Here is an 18,839-nt window from a genome sequence, read left to right on the forward strand (position 1 = left end):
ATTTGAGAGGTCGTCTAAAACGGCAATATGGACGGCAAATCAGGCGGGCCCCATGCCGTTGAACACATCCCCGCGCTTGAGTCCTGCCGCGAAGTCGAGCATACGCTGCAAGGGCAGTTTGGCGGCTTCGCCCAGCTTCCTGTCCAACAAGATTTCGTTACGTCCGCTTGTCAGGGCGTATTTGATGCCGCCCAGCGAATTCATCGCCATCCACGGGCAGAACGCGCAGCTTTTGCAGCTTCCGCCGTTGCCCGCCGTCGGTGCGGCGATAAATTCTTTGTCGGGCGCCTGCTTTTGCATTTCGTGCAGGATGCCCAAATCGGTCGCCACGATGAATTTTTTTTCAGGACGCGATACGGCAGCTTTCAGCAATTTGCTGGTCGAGCCGACCACGTCGCCCAGTTCGATGACGCTTTGCGGCGATTCGGGATGAACCAGCACCACCGCGTCGGGATGCTCCGCCTTCAACGCCGCCAGTTCCTGCCCTTTGAATTCGTTATGGACGATGCACGAACCCTGCCACAACAGCATATCCGCGCCCGTTTCGCGACGGATGTAGTCGCCGAGGTGGCGGTCGGGCCCCCAAATCAGCTTCTCGCCGCGCGATTTCAAATACGACACGATTTCCAACGCCACCGAAGACGTTACCACCCAATCGGCACGCGCTTTCACGGCGGCGGAAGTGTTGGCGTACACCACCACCGTACGGTCGGGGTGTTGGTCGCAAAACGCTGAAAAAGCTTCTTCGGGACAACCCAAATCCAAAGAACATTCCGCTTCCAAATCAGGCATCAGCACCGTTTTTTCAGGGCAGAGGATTTTCGCGCTCTCGCCCATGAAACGCACGCCCGCCACCACCAATGTAGCGGCTTCGTGTTCCGCGCCAAAGCGCGCCATCTCTAGCGAATCGCCCACGCATCCGCCCGTTTCCAAAGCCAAATCCTGAATCAGCGGATCAACATAATAATGCGCCACCAAGACCGCGTTTTTCTCCTTCAGCAAGGCCTTGATTTCGTCTTTCAGACGACCTGCCGTCTCGCGGTCGGGCGTGTCGGCAACCTTCGCCCACGCCTGACGGATTTGGCAGGCGGAAGTCGGCGTTTGGATGAGGGGCATATCGTAGTCGAACGAGCGGCGGGCGGCGGTTTGCATGATGTTTCCTTGTAGCTGGTTTTCAGACGGCATGAAGGTTTGCCGTCTGTTTTTCAAACTGTTTTTATATTATGCTCAACTTGAGTATAATATGCAAGGTCGTCTGAAACCAGGTTTGAGATACCGCAAAACCGACCCGCTTCGTTCCGACAAACCGCTTTGGTTTACAATAAAGCCTTTCCCACCCGCAGAAAGCCGAGCATGGATGCCTACCCCGAAGCCGAAGCCCCGCCGCAAAGCATCGTCGAGCTGGTTCCCGTATTGATTGCCGTTACCGACGGCGGCCTGCGGGTATTGACCGTCGCCCAAGGCACGCTCCTGCCCAACGGCCCGCTCTCCCCCCTGCGCAATTCATTGCAGGCGGGCGTGAAGCTGTGGGTTGCCAAGCAGACTTCGCAGCCTATGGGCTATGTGGAACAGCTTTACACCTTTGTCGATACCCACCGCCGCAACGAACACGGCATGCCCGTCTTGTACGTCAGCTATCTGGGGCTGGTGCGCGAGGCAGCCGACAGCATCCTGCATCCCGACGCGAAATGGCAGGACTGCTACGGCTATTTCCCGTGGGAAGACTTGCGCGCCGACAGCGGGCAGCGCGACGCCATTGTCAGCCGCCTGCGCATTTGGGCAAACTCGGCGGACACGGAGGAAGTGCGCCAAAAGCGGCTCAAGCGCATTCATTTGTGTTGGGGGGTCGAGCCGGAAAACTGGTCGGAAGAATACGTTTTGCAACGCTATGAAATGCTGTATGAAAGCGGCCTGATAGCGGAAGCCGCCGAGCCGCAGGCAAACTTCGACTTCACGCTCACGGGGCAGCCCATGCGCCACGACCACCGCCGCGTACTGGCGACCGCACTGTCCCGCCTGCGCGCTAAAATCAAATACCGCCCCGTGATTTTCGAACTGATGCCGCCCGAATTCACGCTGCTGCAACTGCAAAACAGCGTCGAAGCCATCAGCGGCAGATTGCTGCACAAGCAAAACTTCCGCCGCCAGATTCAGCAGCAAAACCTCATCGAGCCGTCGGATACCGGCGTATCGGGCAGCAAAGGCCGTCCCGCGCAGCTTTACCGCTTCCGCGACGACGTCCTGCCCGACAGGCTGATTTCGGACATCGGACTGCCGCTGGGCAGCCGTTAGCCCGTTTTCAGACGACCTATAGTGGATTAACAAAAATCAGGACAAGGCGACGAAGCCGCAGACAGTACAGATAGTACGGAACCGATTCACTTGGTGCTTGAACACCTTACCAGGAACTATGGAAGTTTTAAAAAAGATTGGCACCACAGGCAACTCAGCCACAGGCAAACTTTTTCCAGATTTACCTCGCACAAATAAGGGATGGACTGAAAAAACACAAGTGCAATTCAAGCTTGAAGGCCAAGGAAAACCACATGTGAATAAAGGAAAAGGGGTAGTCAATACAGGGCTGGGGAAATCTGGCGGTAAAGAAACTTTTGAGAAACAGATTATTTATTTTGAAAAAATTGGAGACGTAAAATGAGTTATTTGATTTTGGATGATGATATGTATTTAATCTATGATTTTAAAAAAGTCATGAAAAGAGAAAAAGAATTTATTGAAAAGACAAGATTATTATCATTAAATGACGAAAGTATCTTTGGCATCAAAAAAGACAAAGGCTTATTTGCATCAGAGGAATGGTGGAGTAATATTGATTCCGGACAGATTATCACCAGAAGCGTTTCCGGAGTGATATCGTCAATATATGAAGCGGGAATGGAACGAAGAAATATACCGAATAGTTTTAGTTTTATAGATGGTGAAGGCATCGTAAGGAATGAAAGTATGTATATGATGAATAAATCCGACAGACATTTATTTTGTGAAGGGAAGAAAATCGTCATTTTTTATGCATATAATGAACTAAAAAAATCAAATCAAAGAAAAGGAGACGTAATTGATTTGGAAAACAACTATGTTGAGCAAGTCATTGAAATGGCAATTTCAAAATAATCAGATGACGCCGGAGAGAATTGTTCTCTTTGAGCTAAGGCGAGGCAACGCCGTACTGGTTTTTGTTAATCCACTATAAAATGAAGTTTTACCCCATCGGTGCAACATCCATCTTTTTCAACAAAGGAAACCCCATGTCGTCTGAAAACACCCTCTTCCCCCTGCCCGACACCCTGTTGCGCCCCATGGTGGAACAAGCCTTGAGCGAAGATTTGGGTAGGCGTAGCGACATTACGTCCGCCGCCGTTATCGCCCCCGATAAAACCGCCAAACTCTCCCTCGTCAGCCGCGAAGACGGCGTTATCGCCGGCATGGACTTGGCGCGCCTCGCCTTTCAGACGATGGACCCGTCCGTCCGCTTCCAAGCCGAAATCCAAGACGGGCAAACCGTCCGCGCAGGTCAGACGCTTGCTGCCGTCGAAGGCAACGCCCGCGCCCTGCTCGCCGCCGAACGCACCGCGCTCAACTACCTCACGCACTTGAGCGGCATCGCCACCGCCACCGCTCGTGCCGTTGCTGAAGTCGCCGAATACGGTACAGACATCGTGTGCAGCCGCAAAACCATCCCACTGCTGCGCGTCCTGCAAAAATACGCCGTCAGGGCAGGCGGCGGCGTGAACCACCGCATGGGTTTGGACGACGCCGTACTCATCAAAGACAACCACCTCGCCTATTGCGACAGCATTGCCCAAGCCGTTCGGCAGGCAAAACAGGCGGTCGGACCGTTGACCTGCGTGGAAATCGAAGTGGACACGTTGGCACAACTGGACGAAGCCATCGCGGCGGGCGCGGAACGGATTTTGCTGGACAACATGGACGACGAAACCCTGAAAGAAGCAGCAAACCGCTGCCACACGCAAATCGCCCACCCCCGCACCATCTATTGCGAAGCATCGGGCGGCATCGGCTTCGACCGCCTGAAGCGCGTAGCGCAAACCGGCGTGGACGGCATCGCCCTCGGCTATCTGACCCACAGCAGCCGTTCGCTGGACATAGGGTTGGATTTCGTAGCTTAGATTTCGAGTTTGCTATAAAGCAAAGGCCGTCTGAAATATAGACGTTTCATTTTCAAACAGCCTTTTTAATTTCAAAGCAGAAGATATAAAAATTATGCAGGTTAGCTTCAACTTTCATATAACATGAAAGAGTAGGGCATAACTAAGCCATCATGTAAAAAGCCGTCTAAAACCCAATGTTCAGACGGCCTTTTTCCAGTTATCCCAATGCGTATTGTCCTGCCCGGTGCAGGCAGATAGGAGCGGCTCATTGGGTCGAGGTAGTAGCGGTTGGTCAGATTGCTGCCCACCAGCTCGGCAGTCAGGTTTTTGCCGATTTTATAGCGCAGGTAGGCATCCCATACCGCAACAGGCTGCCAGCGCATATCGTTATATTGGGGTTTATGATTAGTTCCCATATATTGATTGAATACGTTGTAGTGGGGCTGCCACGCATCATTGCGGTTTTCATAGACGCGGCTGTGGTAATGGAGGCGCACGCCTGTTTCCAGTTTGTTGGCAAGGAAACGGCTGCCCAATTCGGCATCAATCGACCAACGAGGTTGAAGTGCGCTTGCCAGATAGCCCGAATCGGTCAAGCCGCCGTGGTTGCAGACAGGACGGTTCATAGTCTTACCGTTTTGCACAAAATAGCTTGAATCAACCATGCCCTATGTTGCGGATGTCCAAGGGAAATTTTCGTCGCACATTTTGTTTTTCAGACTACGGAATACGTTCAGGCTGCCGAAAACGCGTCCGGTATCGAAGCGAGTGGACAGCTCGGCACCACTGCGGATTTGCCTGTCGAATTGTTCGAATTCGAGATTGTCATCCCTGTCGATAACGTTTTCGGTCTTGTTATGGAAGTAGTTAATGCGGAAATCCACTTTTTTCATTTTCGGTAACAGCCCCGTCAAATCATGAATGTAGCCGACTTCCCAGTTTTTGGCGTGTTCGGGCCGCCAGCCATAGCCCATGCGGTTGAATGAGCCGGCGGCGGTAGAAAAGCCGTAAGTCCCTTCAAAAATGCTGGGGTAGCGCAGGGTTTCGGTATAGCGCAAATAGGCGCGGCTGTAATCAGTAAAATTGACAGTGGCAGAAAATGCGGGCACCCAACCGCTGCCTTTCTGCTTCATTGCCCTCTGTCTTTCGGCTTCGGTCATTGGCGTTGTGTAAACACTTGCACTGGCTGCGTAGTATTTAGGTACAAATTGCGGACTGTCTGGAATAGACGAGTCATAACAGGATTGGCGACTTTGGTGTGCAAATCAGGAATGCTGCCATTGGTAAGGGGATGATCCTGCATATTCAGACGGCCTTTATCGTCTTTCAACCAATAGAAATCCACCTTTTCATTAGGATTGCCCCATTTTTCGCGATCATCTGTCAAAGTCGGAATATATTGCGAATTGACTTGAAACGAATACAGGCTAATTTGTTTATGTTTTTTTCTTTGTTCTGAATATTCGTCCGCCATATATAAAGCATAATCAAGACTGCCATTTGCCAAAGCATCGTCAATTGCCTTGTAATCCGCGTATTCTTGCGGCGTGGCAACCCTGCCGATCGAATATTTTATTCCCCTGTTCATTTCTAACGGATAGCCGGTCTTATACGTGCCGCTTTCCAAGCGTTTGCTTTTGTCCTGAAGCTGGAAATTCGTGTACCATCCGCCCGCCGTCAACGTCAGCCAGCGGAACGGCTCGTAGCGGAAATTGAAGCCCAGATTGTATTCTCGCCGCTTGCCGTTGCGCGGTACGCCGAATTCGTTTAATCCGTAATTTGCTCTGATGGTGCTGTTTTCGAGTTCTTCACGATATTTGTCGTATCCTCCCCGCTCCAGCTCGTCTGAAAAATCATTGCGCGACGTCAGTTTTTCATTTTGAAAATCGCCCATCAAGGTCAACGACAGTTTGTCGCTCAATTTCATACGGTTGGAGAATTGAAAGCCTGTCCGGTTGTTACGGGCGTGATAGGCGTTGCCTTCAATGGTGTTGAACCTGCCGTTGGTATTGGGCGTTTCGGGTTTGGGCGGTTTTGGGGTTTCAAAGCCTGCATTCAGCAATTCTTGACGCTCTGCGGGGGTGTATTTCTGCCATCTGTCGTACTCATCCCATGCTATTTGAAATTTGTTGTCCTCATAAACGGTATCGCCGGGCGAGCCGCCTGCGGTATTGGTTTTGGAATTGGTGCGCGTTGTCCAAAGCGTGGCATCGAAATCTATCCAACGGCTGCCCTCGGGCTTCCACGAATAGTCGATATTGTAGGAACGCTGTTTTACCCATGCCTGCGGCCATTCGGCAATTTTGTTGAGGACGGACGCATCCCAACTGATGGGGCCGATAATACGCGAAGGCATGATTTCGCCGAACGTGGAATCGGTATGGCGCAGACCGAATTTGAGCGTTTGGCGGTTCGGCAGACGGAAGGTGGTTTTACCTACCCATGATTTGGTTTCAAGCGAAGTATTGCTGACTTCTCCGCCCGGATGGTAGAAAAGTCCGATTTTTGAAATATCGGGTGCGCCCAGCATGTTTTCACTGCCGTAAAATTTCTCGCCCTTGGCAGCGGCTTCTTCTTGACGACGTTTTAATTCGTCTAAAGTTTCTTGTGTCCAAGGACCGATATAGCCGTAGCGCTCCGCCCCTTTTTTACCGGAAAAATAATTGCCTTTACTGCGGTAGGCATAGGCGAGCATGGCATCGAAATTGTCCTGCTTGGTGGCGGCGGCAATACGGTAGGCTTTATCCTCACCAAATTTATTGCGTCCGCTAAAACGTTGGCTGACTCGGTCGGTATCGTCCCACATTGCCCGCCAAATACTGCCGAGTGCGACGGTAGGATCATCCAATGTCCGATAATCGACTGATTTTTCATAGATATTGGCACGTTGTTTGATGGAATTATTGGCAGCCTCCGCCTTCACTTCAAAGCCGTATTTCTGCCCTTCGGGGACAATATCGTCGGCATCGATGGTTTTCAGGGCGACGGAGCCGCCTATGCCGCTTTTCATATCACTGCTGAACGATGGGCCTTTTTCGATGGAAACGCTGCTGATGATGTTGGGGTCGACGTAGTTGCGTTTGTTTGCGCCTGCGTAGCCGCGCCAGATGGTAATCGCCTGCTCCGTGCCGTCGATGGTAACGGGAATCCATCCCTGTCCCTGTACGCCGCGTATATTGGGATCCAGCGCGCCACTGTTGCGTGCGTCGCCGCTGTACACGCCGGACATACCGCTTAGAAGGTCGGATACGGTGTTGCCTTTGAAGGTTTCGACCTCGTCTTTGCTCTTGTAAAGATTGACGATTTCGCGGGTATAAACCCGGTTTTTACCGATTTCGTCTTTATTGCGTGTGCCTTTGACAGTGATGGTATCGAGAATAACTGTCGAATTGTCTGCAGCATAAACGGCAGGGACGAAACCAATGGCGGCGATACAGGCGGAGAGGGGAGGACTTTGATCGGTTGCATAGAATGTATCCATATAACTTGATTGGTAAGGCCGTCTGAACAAGACAGACCGAAAATAGATGCGATTACACTCTGACTAAAATAATACAAATAATTTTGATTATTATTTATAATTTTTGAAATTCTAACTAATTTTTAATAATATGGAAATGTTTTTTGAGTTTGAGGTAAATAGAAGGGTGAGGGATAAGTGGAACAAATAAAAGCCTGTTTGAAAATTTCAGGCAGGCTTGGATTCGGGTTTCAAATGCAACACTCGGGTACCGGTGGTTGGAACAGATTCAAGAATAAAACACTTGGCGTTTCGTGGCTAGATGTTTTTTCTCTGCGATGTACTTCTCGATCATTGTCGATGATGGGGTCGGCCTCCTAATCGCCGATACAGGATTTTTGGTCGCTGACGGCAGGTCGATTTTCTATGCCGACGAGGTCGGACACTTTGCCTCTGATCCATGAATTACTTATCCCGCTACGTCATACTATATTTTGCGTTTTTGAAGTCGTTGTTAGTGATATCTTGTGGTTTCTAAACTTGCAAAAACCGCCTATTTATTTTATAAATGCAAACCATTATTATTCAAATAATAAGGTTATGTAATGAAAAAGAAAGCGATTGCCTGTGTAGTAGGGGCAGTTTTTTCCGGACAGTTATATGCGGCTCAGATGCCGGTAGCTCAGGCAGAAATAGAGCCTGTGGTGGTTACGGCCGACCGCAATGCGCAAACCTTGGATAAAGCCGCGCCGAATGTGTCGGTTGTCGGACGTAAAACCTTGAATCAAGCCTCGGCGCAGAATTTGGACGATATCATGATGTATGAATCCGGCGTCAGCGTGCCGTCTGACAACAACCGCCGCGGCCATGCGGGCATCAATATCCGCGGCATAGACGGCAACCGCATTCTGATGATGGTGGACGGCGTGCGCATTCCCGAATCTTATGCAGGCGGCGGCTCCAACGGCGCGATTTCGGGACGCGATATGGTTGAAAGCGACACGCTGAAGCAGGTCGATATTGTCAAAGGCCCTTATTCCGCGCTGTACGGCAGCGATGCGCTCGGTGGCGTGGTGAATATGGTGACGCTTTCTCCGAGTGATTTTGTCGATGCGGGCAAACGCGGGCATTTCGGTTTGAAACACGGCTACCGCAGCCGCGACCGCAGCCACGGTGTAACGGCGACAGCCGCCGGTTTCCATGAAAACGCCGAAGGCCTGTTGATGCTGACGCGCCGCCAAGGCCACGAAACGGAAAACATGGGCGGCGACAAAAGCTACTCGACTTCGCGCACCGCCACCAACCCTCAGAAAAACAATGCCTACAATATCTTGGCGAAAGGCAATATCGGCAACGAACGCCACCGTTTTGAAACCTTGTACGAACAGTATTACCACGCCAACGACACCGTGTTGGCAAACGGCTTGGGTTCGCAATCGCGCGGGCCGGTAACCATCACAACATCTGAGAGCAATGCTCGCGACCGTATTCGCCGTCAACGTATCGAAGCAGGCTACCGCTACACTGGCGAAGGCCGTCTGAAAGAAGCCAACCTGACTGCCTATCAGCAAAAACTGCGTACGGAAGACGATGCCGTCGATGTCAGCATTACCCGCATGGGCACGCGCCAACTGGGCAACTCGACCCGTTATTCCGACTACGGTTTCAATCAGACCATACGTGGGCTGAACGGACGTAGCGTGTGGGAGTTTGACGGCGCGGTCAAACAAACCGTCGTTGCCGGTGCTGAATACAAACACACCGAGACCGCCCGTCCGCGCGACAGCCTGACAGTGGACAATCTGACCGGCGCCGTCAGCAAAGTTTATGCAGGCAGCACCTATCCGAATAAAACCTTCCCCGACAGCAAGCGCAAAACGTTCAGCGTTTACGCACAAGACAGCCTGACCTTCGGCAATGGCATCGTTCTAACTCCGGCCTTGCGTTACGAAAAAGACAAGCTGAACACGTCGACCGACCAAGCCTATCTCAACGCCAATCCCGACGGCACGGCAACCCGCTTCAATGATTCCGCGCTCACGCCCAGCCTGCGCCTGAGTGTGCCGATGGGTGAGCAGTTCACTGGTTTCGCCACTTATTCACAAGGCTTCCGCACGCCGCCGTTTGACAGCGCGACCATGGCATTTGCCAACACAACCTACGGCTATGCCGTCATTCCCAATGCCAACCTCAAATCCGAACGCTCCAACAGCTTTGAATTGGGGATGAAGTTCAAAAACGAACGCGCCCGTGCGCAAGTCACCGCGTTCTATAACCGTTACCGCAACTTCATCAACCGCACCGAAGTCGGCACTGCCTCCATAGGCGGCCGCCCGATTATCCAGTACCAATATCAAAATCTGGATAGGGTCAAAACCTACGGTGCCGAAGCTTCTGCCGCCTACAAATTCTTGCCGGGCTGGCAAGTCTCCGGCAGCATCGCTTGGATGCGCGGTGAGCAGCAGGACGGAAAACCGTTGGATTCCGCTTATCCGCTCAACGGCGTTTTGGGTTTGGATTACACGCAGGAAAAATGGGGTGTCGGTACCAAGCTGCGCTGGTCGAAAAAACACAGCCGCGTCAGCAGCGACACTGTTTTCCAAGCGCCGGGTTATGGCGTATGGGATGTCGGCGCGTGGTACAAGCCGTTTAAAAACCTCGAAATCGGCGCAAACATTTACAACGTCGGCAACAAAAAATACTGGCAGCACGCAGACGTTGCCGGCATGAGCCGTGCCAGTGTGATGGACTTGTACACCGAAACCGGCCGCAATTTTGCCGCAACCGTACAACTGAAGTTCTAATGTGATTCAACCGTTTTCAGACGGCCTGAGAAAACGAGCAGGCCGTCTGAAAGCATGCGACAAGGAAAAAAACAATGAAACTCAAACTCCTCCTGCTTTCCGCGGTTATTTCGTTGGCCGGCACTGCACACGCGCAACGCATCGTCGTGTTAACCCCCGATACGGCAGACATTGTTGCCGCACTCGGCGCATTGGACGAAATCGTCGGCCGCGATCAGACCGTTCAAAATCCGGCGTTGAAAAACAAGCCCATTATCGGCATTCATCGCCGTCTGACGGTTGAGCCGATTGTGGCCGCCAAACCCGACATTGCCATCGGTTCATGGATGGCGCAGCCTGCCGATATTTTTGCCCACCTGCAAAAAGCAGGCATTAAAGCCGTCAATGTTGCGCCCGATGACAGCATCGCCGCCTATCCGCAAAGTATCCGCAACATCGGCCAGCTTATCGGCAAAAGCGCGCAGGCGGACAAGTTGGCTAGCAAGTGGCAGGCGGATATGAAACAGCAGCCTTCCAGCGGCAAACGCTACCTCTTCAGCTACGACGGGCGCATCGTATCGGGCAAGAATACTGCCGCCGACGAAATCATCCGCCGCGCCGGCGGTATCAATGCCGCAGCCGCCATTGACGGCCTCAAACCGATGACGCGTGAGGCATGGATTGCGGCCAAACCCGACATCATCATTATTGCCGACCACAACACCGCCATGATAGGCAACGTCAAAACCTTTGCCGCACGCCCCGAAATAGCCGGCTCGCCTGCCGCGAAAAACGGCAAGATTTATTTGTGGAAGGCCAACGATATGTTCCGTTACGGGCTGGATACGCCGCAAGTGATTCAGCGTTTGCACGGTTTGGCGAAATAAACGCACCTGTTTTGAAAACTCTGCCCGATTTTTGTTTTCAGACGGCCTTGATTTGTTCCTTCTTGTTGAGTAGGAAGCAAAACGGTTGTCTTAAAAATGCCGTCTGAAACCGTCCCTCAATCCGCTTCAACCGCATGATGTCATGAAACCGCATACCCTTACCCTCTGCCTGCTGCTTACTGCCGCTGCTGTTTATTTGTGTTGCGGCATCGGTTTTGGCGCGTGGGAATCGCCGTTGGCGATGGATGAAACCGTCCGCCAAATCCGTCTGCCGCGTATCTACACAGCACTGTTGGTTGGTGCGGGTTTGTCTGCTTCGGGTGCGGCCTTGCAGGCCTTGTTTGAAAACCCGCTTGCCGACCCGAGCCTGATTGGGACTTCGGGCGGTGCGGCTTTGGGCGTAATTGTTTTATTGGCTTTGGGCGGTGGTACGATTGGCGTACCTGCGGCGGCTTTTCTCGGTGCATTGGGTGTGTGCCTGCTGATTTTGGCGGTGCACAAACTGCTCGGCGGCGGTACTTTGGGATTGCTGGTGTTGGGGTTTGTGTTGAGCGCATTTTCGGGCGCGGCGGTCAGCATGATTTTGTTTTTGTCTGACGATTTGGTATTGCGCAGCGCAACCACATGGCTGTCGGGCAGCCTTGCCGAAGCCGGTTTCTCATCGCCTGTCGCGGCAATCGCGGTTATGTTGCCCGGTTTTCTGATTTTGTTGTCCGCAGGCAGGCGACTGGACGTTTTGATGACGGGGGAAGATACGGCTGCCAGTATGGGTGTATCAGTTGGGGCTTTGCGTGTGCAAACCGTAATCGGCGCGGCATTGATGACGGGGGCGGCGGTATCGCTTTCGGGCATCATCGGTTTTCTCGGCATGATGATCCCCAATGTGCTGGCGCAAACCGTCGGTGGCAGCCGCCGCAAACTGATTACGCTGTCGGCTTGGTTGGGCGCAGTGTTTTTGATGGTGGTGGATGGAGCGGCGCGCTGGCTGACATACCCTGTCGATTTGCCGGTCGGTATCGTGATTGCCTTATTGGGCGGACCGTTTTTTATGTATTTGTTTATCAAGCCTTTGAAAAGCCGTTGATGCCTAAACAGGCCGTCTGAAACTTCATTGCCCCATATCTTTTGCCATGCACACCTTATTTCAAATCTGTCATCTTTCCGTCCGCGTCCAAGACAAAACCCTGCTTGAAATCGATCAACTGGATATACCTTCGGGCATGACCGTCATTATCGGCCCGAATGGCGCAGGCAAATCTACTTTGCTGCGGGCCTTAATCGGGCAAACAGGGCAGGGGGGAATCACGCTTTTCGGTGAGGCCGTTGCGCCGCAAATCCGCGCGGGCAGGGTGGCATGGGTCGGGCAGCATGGCCGTTACAACATGCCGATGACCGTACGCGAATACATTGCGTTGGCGTCATTCGTACAAAAAGGCCGTCTGAATCATGAATGGGCGGACGAGTTACTCGATTATTTTGATTTGACGGCGTTGGCGGATAAGCGCATCGGCAAGCTTTCAGGTGGCGAGCAACAACGTGCCAACATCATCCGCGCCCTGTTGCAAAACGCGCCGGTCTTGCTTTTGGACGAACCGTGCAACCATCTCGATATCCGCCACCAACACCGCCTGATGCAGTATTTGGTCGGGCATTCAAACCATGCTTCATCAATGATGGTATTGCACGATTTAAACCTTGCCGCGCGTTATGCGGAATATATTATTTTGATGAATAAGGGAAAAGTAGTTGCATCAGGCAAGGTGGACGAAGTGATGCGCCCCGACTTGCTTGAATCGGTTTACGGTTGGCAGATACGCCGTTGCGAAGATGAAGCAGGGTTTTATTTCAGAAGCTGAGTGCCAACAGGCCGTCTGAAAAACGATAAAGAAAATTTATTTTATCGTTCAAAAATGAAACGAGATGGGAGGATATTCCCGACTTGAAGAACCAAATTTTGCGCATTTCACAAATAAAATGCCGATTTTCATCAAATAGAAATACATTTAATTATTTATAGAATACAATATTTTAAAATAATACTAATTTTGAATTACGCAAAAATATTGACAAGAAAACGATGATGGTTATTTAATATATAAATCTTATTAATAATTTTTATTAATCATTATCATGGTACAGCAGCTTGTTTGGACTCCGAAACAATCCGCGCCCAAGGCATTTCCCGAACGTCAGGCATTAATGCCCGTTTGGGGCGGTGTTCCCATGCCGCGCCCCCAGTGGCAGAACATTTGGAAGAAAAAGCTTCCCCATGCCACCGATGTGGACGCGCTTGCTTATCTGCATATTCCATTTTGCGCCAACCATTGCGTTTTTTGCGGCTTCTACCGCAATGCGTGGAAGGATAGCCAAAGCAGCGTGTACACCGACAAAATTATCGAAGAAATGGCCGCTGAAGCCGAAGTCCGTACAGGTAAGGGCAAAATCCGAGCTGTTTATTTCGGGGGCGGCACGCCGACCGCGTTGCTTACGGAAGACCTCGTCCACCTGATTCGTGCCTGCTACCAATATCTGCCGCTTGCCGAAGATTGCGAGTTCACCATCGAAGGGCGCATGAGCCATTTCGATTTGGAAAAAGCACAGGCCTGCCTCGAAGCAGGCGCCAACCGAATCTCCATCGGCGTACAAACTTTCAATACCGCCATCCGCCGCCGTCTCGGCCGCAAACACAGCGGCGACGAGGCGTTTGAATATTTGGCAAAATTGTGCGAACTCGATGCCGTGATTGTGGCCGATTTGATGTTCGGCCTGCCCAATCAAACCGATGAAGTTTGGCAAAACGATATCGCCCGCGCCGCCGAGCTGCCCTTGTCCGGTTTGGATACATACGCGTTCAACCTTTATCCCATGCTGCCCATCAACCGTATGATTGAAAAAGGCGCATTTCCGACACCGCCGGGTTTTGATATTCAGGCAAACCAATATGCCTACACGGTTGAAACACTGCTGGAAAAAGGCTGGGAACAGGTCAGCAACAGCCACTTCGCCTATCCCGGCCGCGGCGAGCGCAACCGCTACAATACCCTGATCAAATCCGACATTCCCTGTCTGGCGTTCGGCTCCGGCGCAGGCGGTAACTTCGGCGGTTTCAGCTATCAGGTGCAGGGCGATTTGGAGAGTTATCTCGCCACGCCGAAAGGCGAGAAAAACATCGCATTTATGAGCGGCCATAGTCCAAATAAAGCACTGCTCAGCAAAGTCCAGCACGATATTGAAACAGGCCGTCTGAATCCATTATTGTTTGACGGCAACAAAGCAGCGCAAAAGCTGATTGCCCAATGGCAGGAAATGCAGCTTTTTAAAGAACCCGATTCAGACGGCATTATCCGTTTGAATACCAGCGGCCGTTATTGGTCGCCCACCCTTATCCGCAAACTCATGCTCACTCTTCCGACTCAAGAAAAGGATCAAACCATGCAAAAACTTTCAGCCGAACAACAAACCATGTTGCGTCAATCATTGGAAAAAAATCCCGGCCAAGTACTGGAAATGCTGGCAGCGCAAAACCAATGCAGTTTTGAAGACGTTATCCGCTGTCTGCCAGAAGAGAACGTGCGCCAAACCGAAGGCAGCCGCATAGTCGAAATCCTCCAAGCCATTGCCGCATGGGATGAATCCGTTACCTTCATCGCCCACACCCCCGATGCCATCGTCGAAGTCAGCGGCAAACTGCCTAACGGCAAAGTCGGCCGCGGTTTCTACAACTTTGACCATCCTGAAACCGATGGCGGCGTACACGGTCATATCTATTACGAAAACTGCGCCTCCATCTACCTTTTGGAACGCCCGTTCATGGGCAAAGCTACTTGCTCGCTCAACTTTATCAACCGCAACGGCGGCGCCATGTTTAAAATTTTCGTCGGCCGCGATGAGGCAGGCGAGTTGAAACAACACCAAATCGAAGCCATGCGCAAATTGTTTGATGCCGCTTAAACGGTTTCAGACGGTCTGATAATCCGTTCCTTGTTGCATAGAGGAGCGGATTTTCTAACAACAAACATCTACCATACAAAGGAACCCCAAACATGCAACTCATCTTCGGAGCCAACGGCCCGTCCGGCCGCGCCTATATCCGTACATTGACTGACTCAACCGATACCGTCGCCGTATTGAGAAGGCCGTCTGAAGACAGCTTTTTTACCGAACACAATATTCAAACCGTCGTCGCCGATGCGCTTGATGCCGACGCGCTTGATAAAGTATTAGCACAATATCGTCCCGATACCGTGATCAGTTTTGTCGGCGGTAAAAACGAAGAGGGTATCCGCAGCGATGCGCTGGGCAATATCAACATCATTGCCGCTACGAAAGCCGCCAATCCGCAAGCCCGCTTTGTATTGATTACCAGCATGGGCTGCGGTGAACAATGGGACATGATGAGCGAGCCGTTCAAACAGGCACTCGGCGAAGCCGTCCGTGCCAAAACAGAAGCCGAAATCTATCTCAAACAAAGTGGTTTGAATTGGACCATCTTGCGCCCCTGCGGCCTTGCCAATGGAGAAGATAATGCCTATACCTTGACACAAAATGCCCAAGAAATTCCGCAAAAATACATGACGCGCAACGGCTTGGCTGCTGCCGTTGCTGCCATTGTCGGCCAAGCGGACAGCAAGGGCGAAACGTATAGCGTTGGTGTGGCATAAACTGATTGAATAGATTGCTCACTTTCCATTGTTAAAGTTGGAGTAGGTAATTGATTAGCAGCCGATCAAAACAATAAAGGATTTGCTTAGAAAAGGCTGGAGGATATAAATAAAAAGGCCGTATGAAAATTTCAGACGGCCTTTTATGTTTGAATTCTGTAAGTGATTGTACTACTGAGAGAAACAGGAGTTGGCAGGCTAAAATATTAGACTTATGAATTTAACATAATATAAATTATGCGAACTTAGACTAGTGTGATGCAATAGTCTTTTCTACAGATTATGGCCACAACCAAGCCCATGTGCTTCGTCCTTCTCCTTGCAGTAAAACTAAAGTTCGGCAAGCTGAGGCTGTGTTCATGCATTCGAAGCCGATTCCGTAGGCTGATAAGGCTGCAGCAATTTTGGGATGCAGAAATTTTTGTTTTGCTCCTGTACCTATGATAATGACTTCTGGACGGTTTTCTGCTGTTTCAATTGCTGATATAAAAATTTGTTCGTTTAATTCTTCGATGGTTGTTTGAGGAATGATGCTCACTTTGCCATTTTGCCAGCAAATGGGTTCTGAGTATGTTTGTTCACCGATTTGCAATATGCCTTGTGAGGATGAAAAAAATGATGCGGTTTCATCAATATGGTTTTCTGTGATTTTCATGGCAATTCCTGTTTTTATGGAAGAACGATTTTTCAGACGGCCTTGGGAAACTTGCAAAAAAAGGTGCAAAATCAAGCAATATCAGGTAGGATTCAATGTTTGACCTTGTGCATTGATGCTTTGCTCTGAATTTACGATTGCAAGCGATTATAACAAGCCTTGGTTTTTCGTGATTATTTTAAAGTATCGGCTCAAAAGGAGACACAATGAAGCCAGTAAATATCGGTCTTTTAGGTTTGGGTACAGTCGGTGGCGGTACGGCCACTGTATTGCAGGACAACGCTGAGGAAATCAGCCGCCGCTTGGGACGTGAAGTCCGTATTTCTGCTGTTTGTGATTTGAGCGAAGAAAAAGCCAAACAAATTTGCCCGAATGCTGCTTTTATCAAAGATCCGTTTGAGCTGGTGCAACATCAAGATGTTGATGTTGTTGTGGAATTGTTTGGCGGTACCGGTATTGCCAAAGATGTGGTTTTAAAAGCAATTGAAAACGGCAAACACATTGTTACTGCCAATAAAAAACTGCTGGCTGAATACGGCAATGAAATTTTCCCTTTGGCGGAAGAAAAAAATGTCATGGTGCAGTTTGAAGCTGCTGTTGCCGGTGGTATCCCTATCATCAAGGCTTTGCGTGAAGGCTTGGCTGCAAACCAAATCCGCAGTATCGCCGGTATTATTAATGGTACCAGCAACTTCATTCTTACTGAAATGCGTGAAAAAGGCAGCGCGTTTACAGACGTATTGAAAGAAGCTCAGGCTTTGGGCTATGCAGAAGCTGACCCTACTTTTGATATCGAAGGTCATGATGCCGGCCATAAGATTACCATTATGAGCGCATTGGCATTCGGTACGCCGATGAACTTTTCTGCCTGCTATTTAGAAGGTATCAGCAAACTCGACAGCCGAGATATCAAATACGCTGAAGAGCTTGGCTACCGTATCAAATTGTTGGGTATTACCCGTAAAACCGACAAAGGCATCGAGTTGCGTGTACACCCTACTCTGATTCCTGAAAGCCGTCTATTGGCTAACGTTAACGGCGTGATGAATGCTGTCCGCGTCAATGCCGATATGGTTGGTGAAACCTTGTATTATGGTGCGGGCGCCGGCGCATTGCCGACTGCTTCTGCCGTGGTTGCCGACATCATTGATATTGCCCGCCTGATTGAAGCGGAAACTGACCATCGTGTTCCTCACTTGGCATTCCAGCCTTCACAAGTTCAAGCGCAAAATATTCTGCCTATGGATGAAATCACCAGCAGCTACTATCTGCGCGTTCAAGCAACTGACGAACCGGGCACTTTGGGTCAAATTGCTGCACTCTTGGCTAAAGAAAATGTTTCTATCGAGGCTCTGATTCAAAAAGGCGTGATTAATCAAAGCACTGCCGAAATTGTGATTCTGACCCACACCACAGTGGAACACAATATCAAACGCGCTATCGCAGCGATTGAAGCGCTGAGCTGCGTGGATGCCCCAATCACCATGATCCGCATGGAAAGCCTGCATGACTGAGCAACAAACGGAAAGGCCGTCTGAAGAGCAACTGACGGCCAGAAAGAAAGCTAAGGCAAAAATCCGCACCATCCGCATTTGGGCATGGATTATTTTGTCTTTGCTGGCTCTGACCGCCCTGCTCTCACAATGCGCCATGAACAAGCCGCAGATGAAACAAAATGTGGTGGAATCTTGCGTGAAAAACATTCCTTTTGCTGAGAAATGGCAAGCTGATTTGAAGGCAAAAGGTTTGGATGATCAAAACGAGAAATTGGCTCAAGACTATTGTGTCTGCATGTGGGATCAACCTTTAAGCAAACTCTCTGACGAGCAAATCCGAAACTTCGGCAAAATCAGCCCCGAGGAGCAGCTCAAGCTCTTGGGTGGCGCGGAAGCTTTTGAGGCACGCGATAAGCAATGCGTGGCTGATTTAAAGGCTGAGTAAACCAGTATCTGTTTAAATCAAATGTAGGAAAACGTTGCGTTGTTTACACCACAGGTTGAGAAAAATAAGCCTGCAAGACCTCAAACGGCGTATCGCCGTTCAAACTGCGGTGCGGCTTCACAGTGTTATAGAAATTAACAAAGCGGCACAACTCCTTTCGTCGGTGTTCCGGACTGTCAAACAACTGTTTCTCATGCCACATCTCCATCAGGGTGCGGATAACCCGTTCCGCCTTACCGTTGGTCTACGGACGGGCAACCCGGGTAAACTTTTGACCAATCCCGTTCTCATAACAGGCTACACCGAAAGCATGGTTGGCCGAGCC

General features: G+C 50.7%; 14 protein-coding genes and 2 pseudogenes. 12 read left to right on the forward strand and 4 right to left on the reverse strand.

What is annotated here, in order from left to right; genetic code table 11:
• Positions 1 to 39: 39 nt before the first annotated feature.
• Positions 40 to 1,152: a quinolinate synthase NadA gene (gene nadA, locus ACTHTQ_RS06330; protein ID WP_440363444.1), complete on the reverse strand. Its 1,113-nt coding sequence runs from the start codon at positions 1,150 to 1,152 to the stop codon at positions 40 to 42.
• Between the two features lie 201 nt (positions 1,153 to 1,353).
• On the opposite strand from nadA, the gene ACTHTQ_RS06335 reads away from it, so the two are divergent.
• The 4 genes from ACTHTQ_RS06335 to nadC all read left to right on the forward strand — a co-directional run bounded on the left by ACTHTQ_RS06335 (position 1,354) and on the right by nadC (position 4,145).
• Positions 1,354 to 2,292: an NUDIX hydrolase gene (locus ACTHTQ_RS06335; RefSeq protein ID WP_440363445.1), complete on the forward strand. Its 939-nt coding sequence runs from the start codon at positions 1,354 to 1,356 to the stop codon at positions 2,290 to 2,292.
• A gap of 118 nt (positions 2,293 to 2,410) precedes the next feature.
• The gene (locus ACTHTQ_RS06340; protein ID WP_070461575.1) at positions 2,411 to 2,656 is read left to right on the forward strand and encodes a hypothetical protein; all 246 of its coding nucleotides are present in this window, start codon (positions 2,411 to 2,413) and stop codon (positions 2,654 to 2,656) included.
• Positions 2,653 to 3,129, forward strand: coding sequence for a hypothetical protein (locus ACTHTQ_RS06345; protein WP_002258798.1), 477 nt, complete (start codon positions 2,653 to 2,655; stop codon positions 3,127 to 3,129). The genes ACTHTQ_RS06340 and ACTHTQ_RS06345 overlap by 4 nt, the downstream gene beginning before the upstream one ends.
• A gap of 134 nt (positions 3,130 to 3,263) precedes the next feature.
• Positions 3,264 to 4,145 carry a carboxylating nicotinate-nucleotide diphosphorylase gene (nadC, locus tag ACTHTQ_RS06350; RefSeq protein ID WP_440363446.1) on the forward strand — a complete coding sequence of 294 codons (882 nt, stop codon included), beginning with the start codon at positions 3,264 to 3,266 and terminating at the stop codon, positions 4,143 to 4,145.
• A gap of 107 nt (positions 4,146 to 4,252) precedes the next feature.
• On the opposite strand, the pseudogene ACTHTQ_RS06355 reads toward nadC, so the two are convergent.
• Positions 4,253 to 7,595 (reverse strand): annotated as a pseudogene (locus ACTHTQ_RS06355) (TonB-dependent receptor domain-containing protein).
• 597 nt (positions 7,596 to 8,192) lie between these two features.
• Here ACTHTQ_RS06355 and ACTHTQ_RS06360 point away from each other — a divergent pair.
• The 6 genes from ACTHTQ_RS06360 (at position 8,193) to ACTHTQ_RS06385 (ending at position 15,918) form a co-directional block, all read left to right on the forward strand.
• Positions 8,193 to 10,391: a TonB-dependent hemoglobin/transferrin/lactoferrin family receptor gene (locus tag ACTHTQ_RS06360; protein WP_440363447.1), complete on the forward strand. Its 2,199-nt coding sequence runs from the start codon at positions 8,193 to 8,195 to the stop codon at positions 10,389 to 10,391.
• Positions 10,392 to 10,465: 74 nt separating this feature from the next.
• A complete protein-coding gene (locus ACTHTQ_RS06365; protein ID WP_440363448.1) occupies positions 10,466 to 11,257 on the forward strand; it encodes a heme/hemin ABC transporter substrate-binding protein in 792 nt (263 codons plus the stop codon).
• 142 nt (positions 11,258 to 11,399) lie between these two features.
• Entirely contained in the window at positions 11,400 to 12,341 is a 942-nt protein-coding gene (locus tag ACTHTQ_RS06370) for a FecCD family ABC transporter permease (RefSeq protein WP_440363449.1), read from the forward strand.
• A gap of 46 nt (positions 12,342 to 12,387) precedes the next feature.
• Positions 12,388 to 13,113 carry an ABC transporter ATP-binding protein gene (locus ACTHTQ_RS06375; RefSeq protein ID WP_154954324.1) on the forward strand — a complete coding sequence of 242 codons (726 nt, stop codon included), beginning with the start codon at positions 12,388 to 12,390 and terminating at the stop codon, positions 13,111 to 13,113.
• Between the two features lie 274 nt (positions 13,114 to 13,387).
• On the forward strand, positions 13,388 to 15,208 hold the full coding sequence (hutW, locus tag ACTHTQ_RS06380; RefSeq protein ID WP_440363450.1) for a heme anaerobic degradation radical SAM methyltransferase ChuW/HutW: 1,821 nt from the start codon (positions 13,388 to 13,390) through the stop codon (positions 15,206 to 15,208).
• A gap of 92 nt (positions 15,209 to 15,300) precedes the next feature.
• The gene (locus tag ACTHTQ_RS06385) at positions 15,301 to 15,918 is read left to right on the forward strand and encodes an NAD(P)H-binding protein (RefSeq protein WP_440363451.1); all 618 of its coding nucleotides are present in this window, start codon (positions 15,301 to 15,303) and stop codon (positions 15,916 to 15,918) included.
• A 280-nt stretch (positions 15,919 to 16,198) separates the two neighbouring features.
• Here the strand turns inward: ACTHTQ_RS06385 and ACTHTQ_RS06390 are convergent, their stop codons facing one another.
• On the reverse strand, positions 16,199 to 16,573 hold the full coding sequence (locus tag ACTHTQ_RS06390) for an Mth938-like domain-containing protein (protein ID WP_049328664.1): 375 nt from the start codon (positions 16,571 to 16,573) through the stop codon (positions 16,199 to 16,201).
• A 206-nt stretch (positions 16,574 to 16,779) separates the two neighbouring features.
• Here ACTHTQ_RS06390 and ACTHTQ_RS06395 point away from each other — a divergent pair, with 206 nt between their 5' ends.
• Together ACTHTQ_RS06395 and ACTHTQ_RS06400 are read left to right on the forward strand one after the other, a co-directional pair.
• On the forward strand, positions 16,780 to 18,087 hold the full coding sequence (locus ACTHTQ_RS06395) for a homoserine dehydrogenase (protein WP_440363452.1): 1,308 nt from the start codon (positions 16,780 to 16,782) through the stop codon (positions 18,085 to 18,087).
• Entirely contained in the window at positions 18,080 to 18,514 is a 435-nt protein-coding gene (locus ACTHTQ_RS06400) for a hypothetical protein (RefSeq protein ID WP_440363453.1), read from the forward strand. The genes ACTHTQ_RS06395 and ACTHTQ_RS06400 overlap by 8 nt, the downstream gene beginning before the upstream one ends.
• 17 nt (positions 18,515 to 18,531) lie before the next feature.
• On the opposite strand, the pseudogene ACTHTQ_RS06405 reads toward ACTHTQ_RS06400, so the two are convergent.
• A pseudogene (locus ACTHTQ_RS06405) lies at positions 18,532 to 18,839 on the reverse strand (integrase core domain-containing protein); the annotation flags it as partial.

The organism is Neisseria sp. P0020.S003, assembly GCF_051957095.1.
Lineage (GTDB): Bacteria > Pseudomonadota > Gammaproteobacteria > Burkholderiales > Neisseriaceae > Neisseria > Neisseria subflava.

Bases quoted from the DNA above. Each gene is read 5' to 3' on its own strand.
- nadA (WP_440363444.1), bottom strand. From the start codon at position 1,152: ATGCAAACCGCCGCCCGCCGCTCGTTCGACTACGATATGCCCCTCATC.
- ACTHTQ_RS06335 (WP_440363445.1), top strand. From the start codon at position 1,354: ATGGATGCCTACCCCGAAGCCGAAGCCCCGCCGCAAAGCATCGTCGAG.
- ACTHTQ_RS06340 (WP_070461575.1), top strand. From the start codon at position 2,411: ATGGAAGTTTTAAAAAAGATTGGCACCACAGGCAACTCAGCCACAGGC.
- ACTHTQ_RS06345 (WP_002258798.1), top strand. From the start codon at position 2,653: ATGAGTTATTTGATTTTGGATGATGATATGTATTTAATCTATGATTTT.
- nadC (WP_440363446.1), top strand. From the start codon at position 3,264: ATGTCGTCTGAAAACACCCTCTTCCCCCTGCCCGACACCCTGTTGCGC.
- ACTHTQ_RS06360 (WP_440363447.1), top strand. From the start codon at position 8,193: ATGAAAAAGAAAGCGATTGCCTGTGTAGTAGGGGCAGTTTTTTCCGGA.
- ACTHTQ_RS06365 (WP_440363448.1), top strand. From the start codon at position 10,466: ATGAAACTCAAACTCCTCCTGCTTTCCGCGGTTATTTCGTTGGCCGGC.
- ACTHTQ_RS06370 (WP_440363449.1), top strand. From the start codon at position 11,400: ATGAAACCGCATACCCTTACCCTCTGCCTGCTGCTTACTGCCGCTGCT.
- ACTHTQ_RS06375 (WP_154954324.1), top strand. From the start codon at position 12,388: ATGCACACCTTATTTCAAATCTGTCATCTTTCCGTCCGCGTCCAAGAC.
- hutW (WP_440363450.1), top strand. From the start codon at position 13,388: ATGGTACAGCAGCTTGTTTGGACTCCGAAACAATCCGCGCCCAAGGCA.
- ACTHTQ_RS06385 (WP_440363451.1), top strand. From the start codon at position 15,301: ATGCAACTCATCTTCGGAGCCAACGGCCCGTCCGGCCGCGCCTATATC.
- ACTHTQ_RS06390 (WP_049328664.1), bottom strand. From the start codon at position 16,573: ATGAAAATCACAGAAAACCATATTGATGAAACCGCATCATTTTTTTCA.
- ACTHTQ_RS06395 (WP_440363452.1), top strand. From the start codon at position 16,780: ATGAAGCCAGTAAATATCGGTCTTTTAGGTTTGGGTACAGTCGGTGGC.
- ACTHTQ_RS06400 (WP_440363453.1), top strand. From the start codon at position 18,080: ATGACTGAGCAACAAACGGAAAGGCCGTCTGAAGAGCAACTGACGGCC.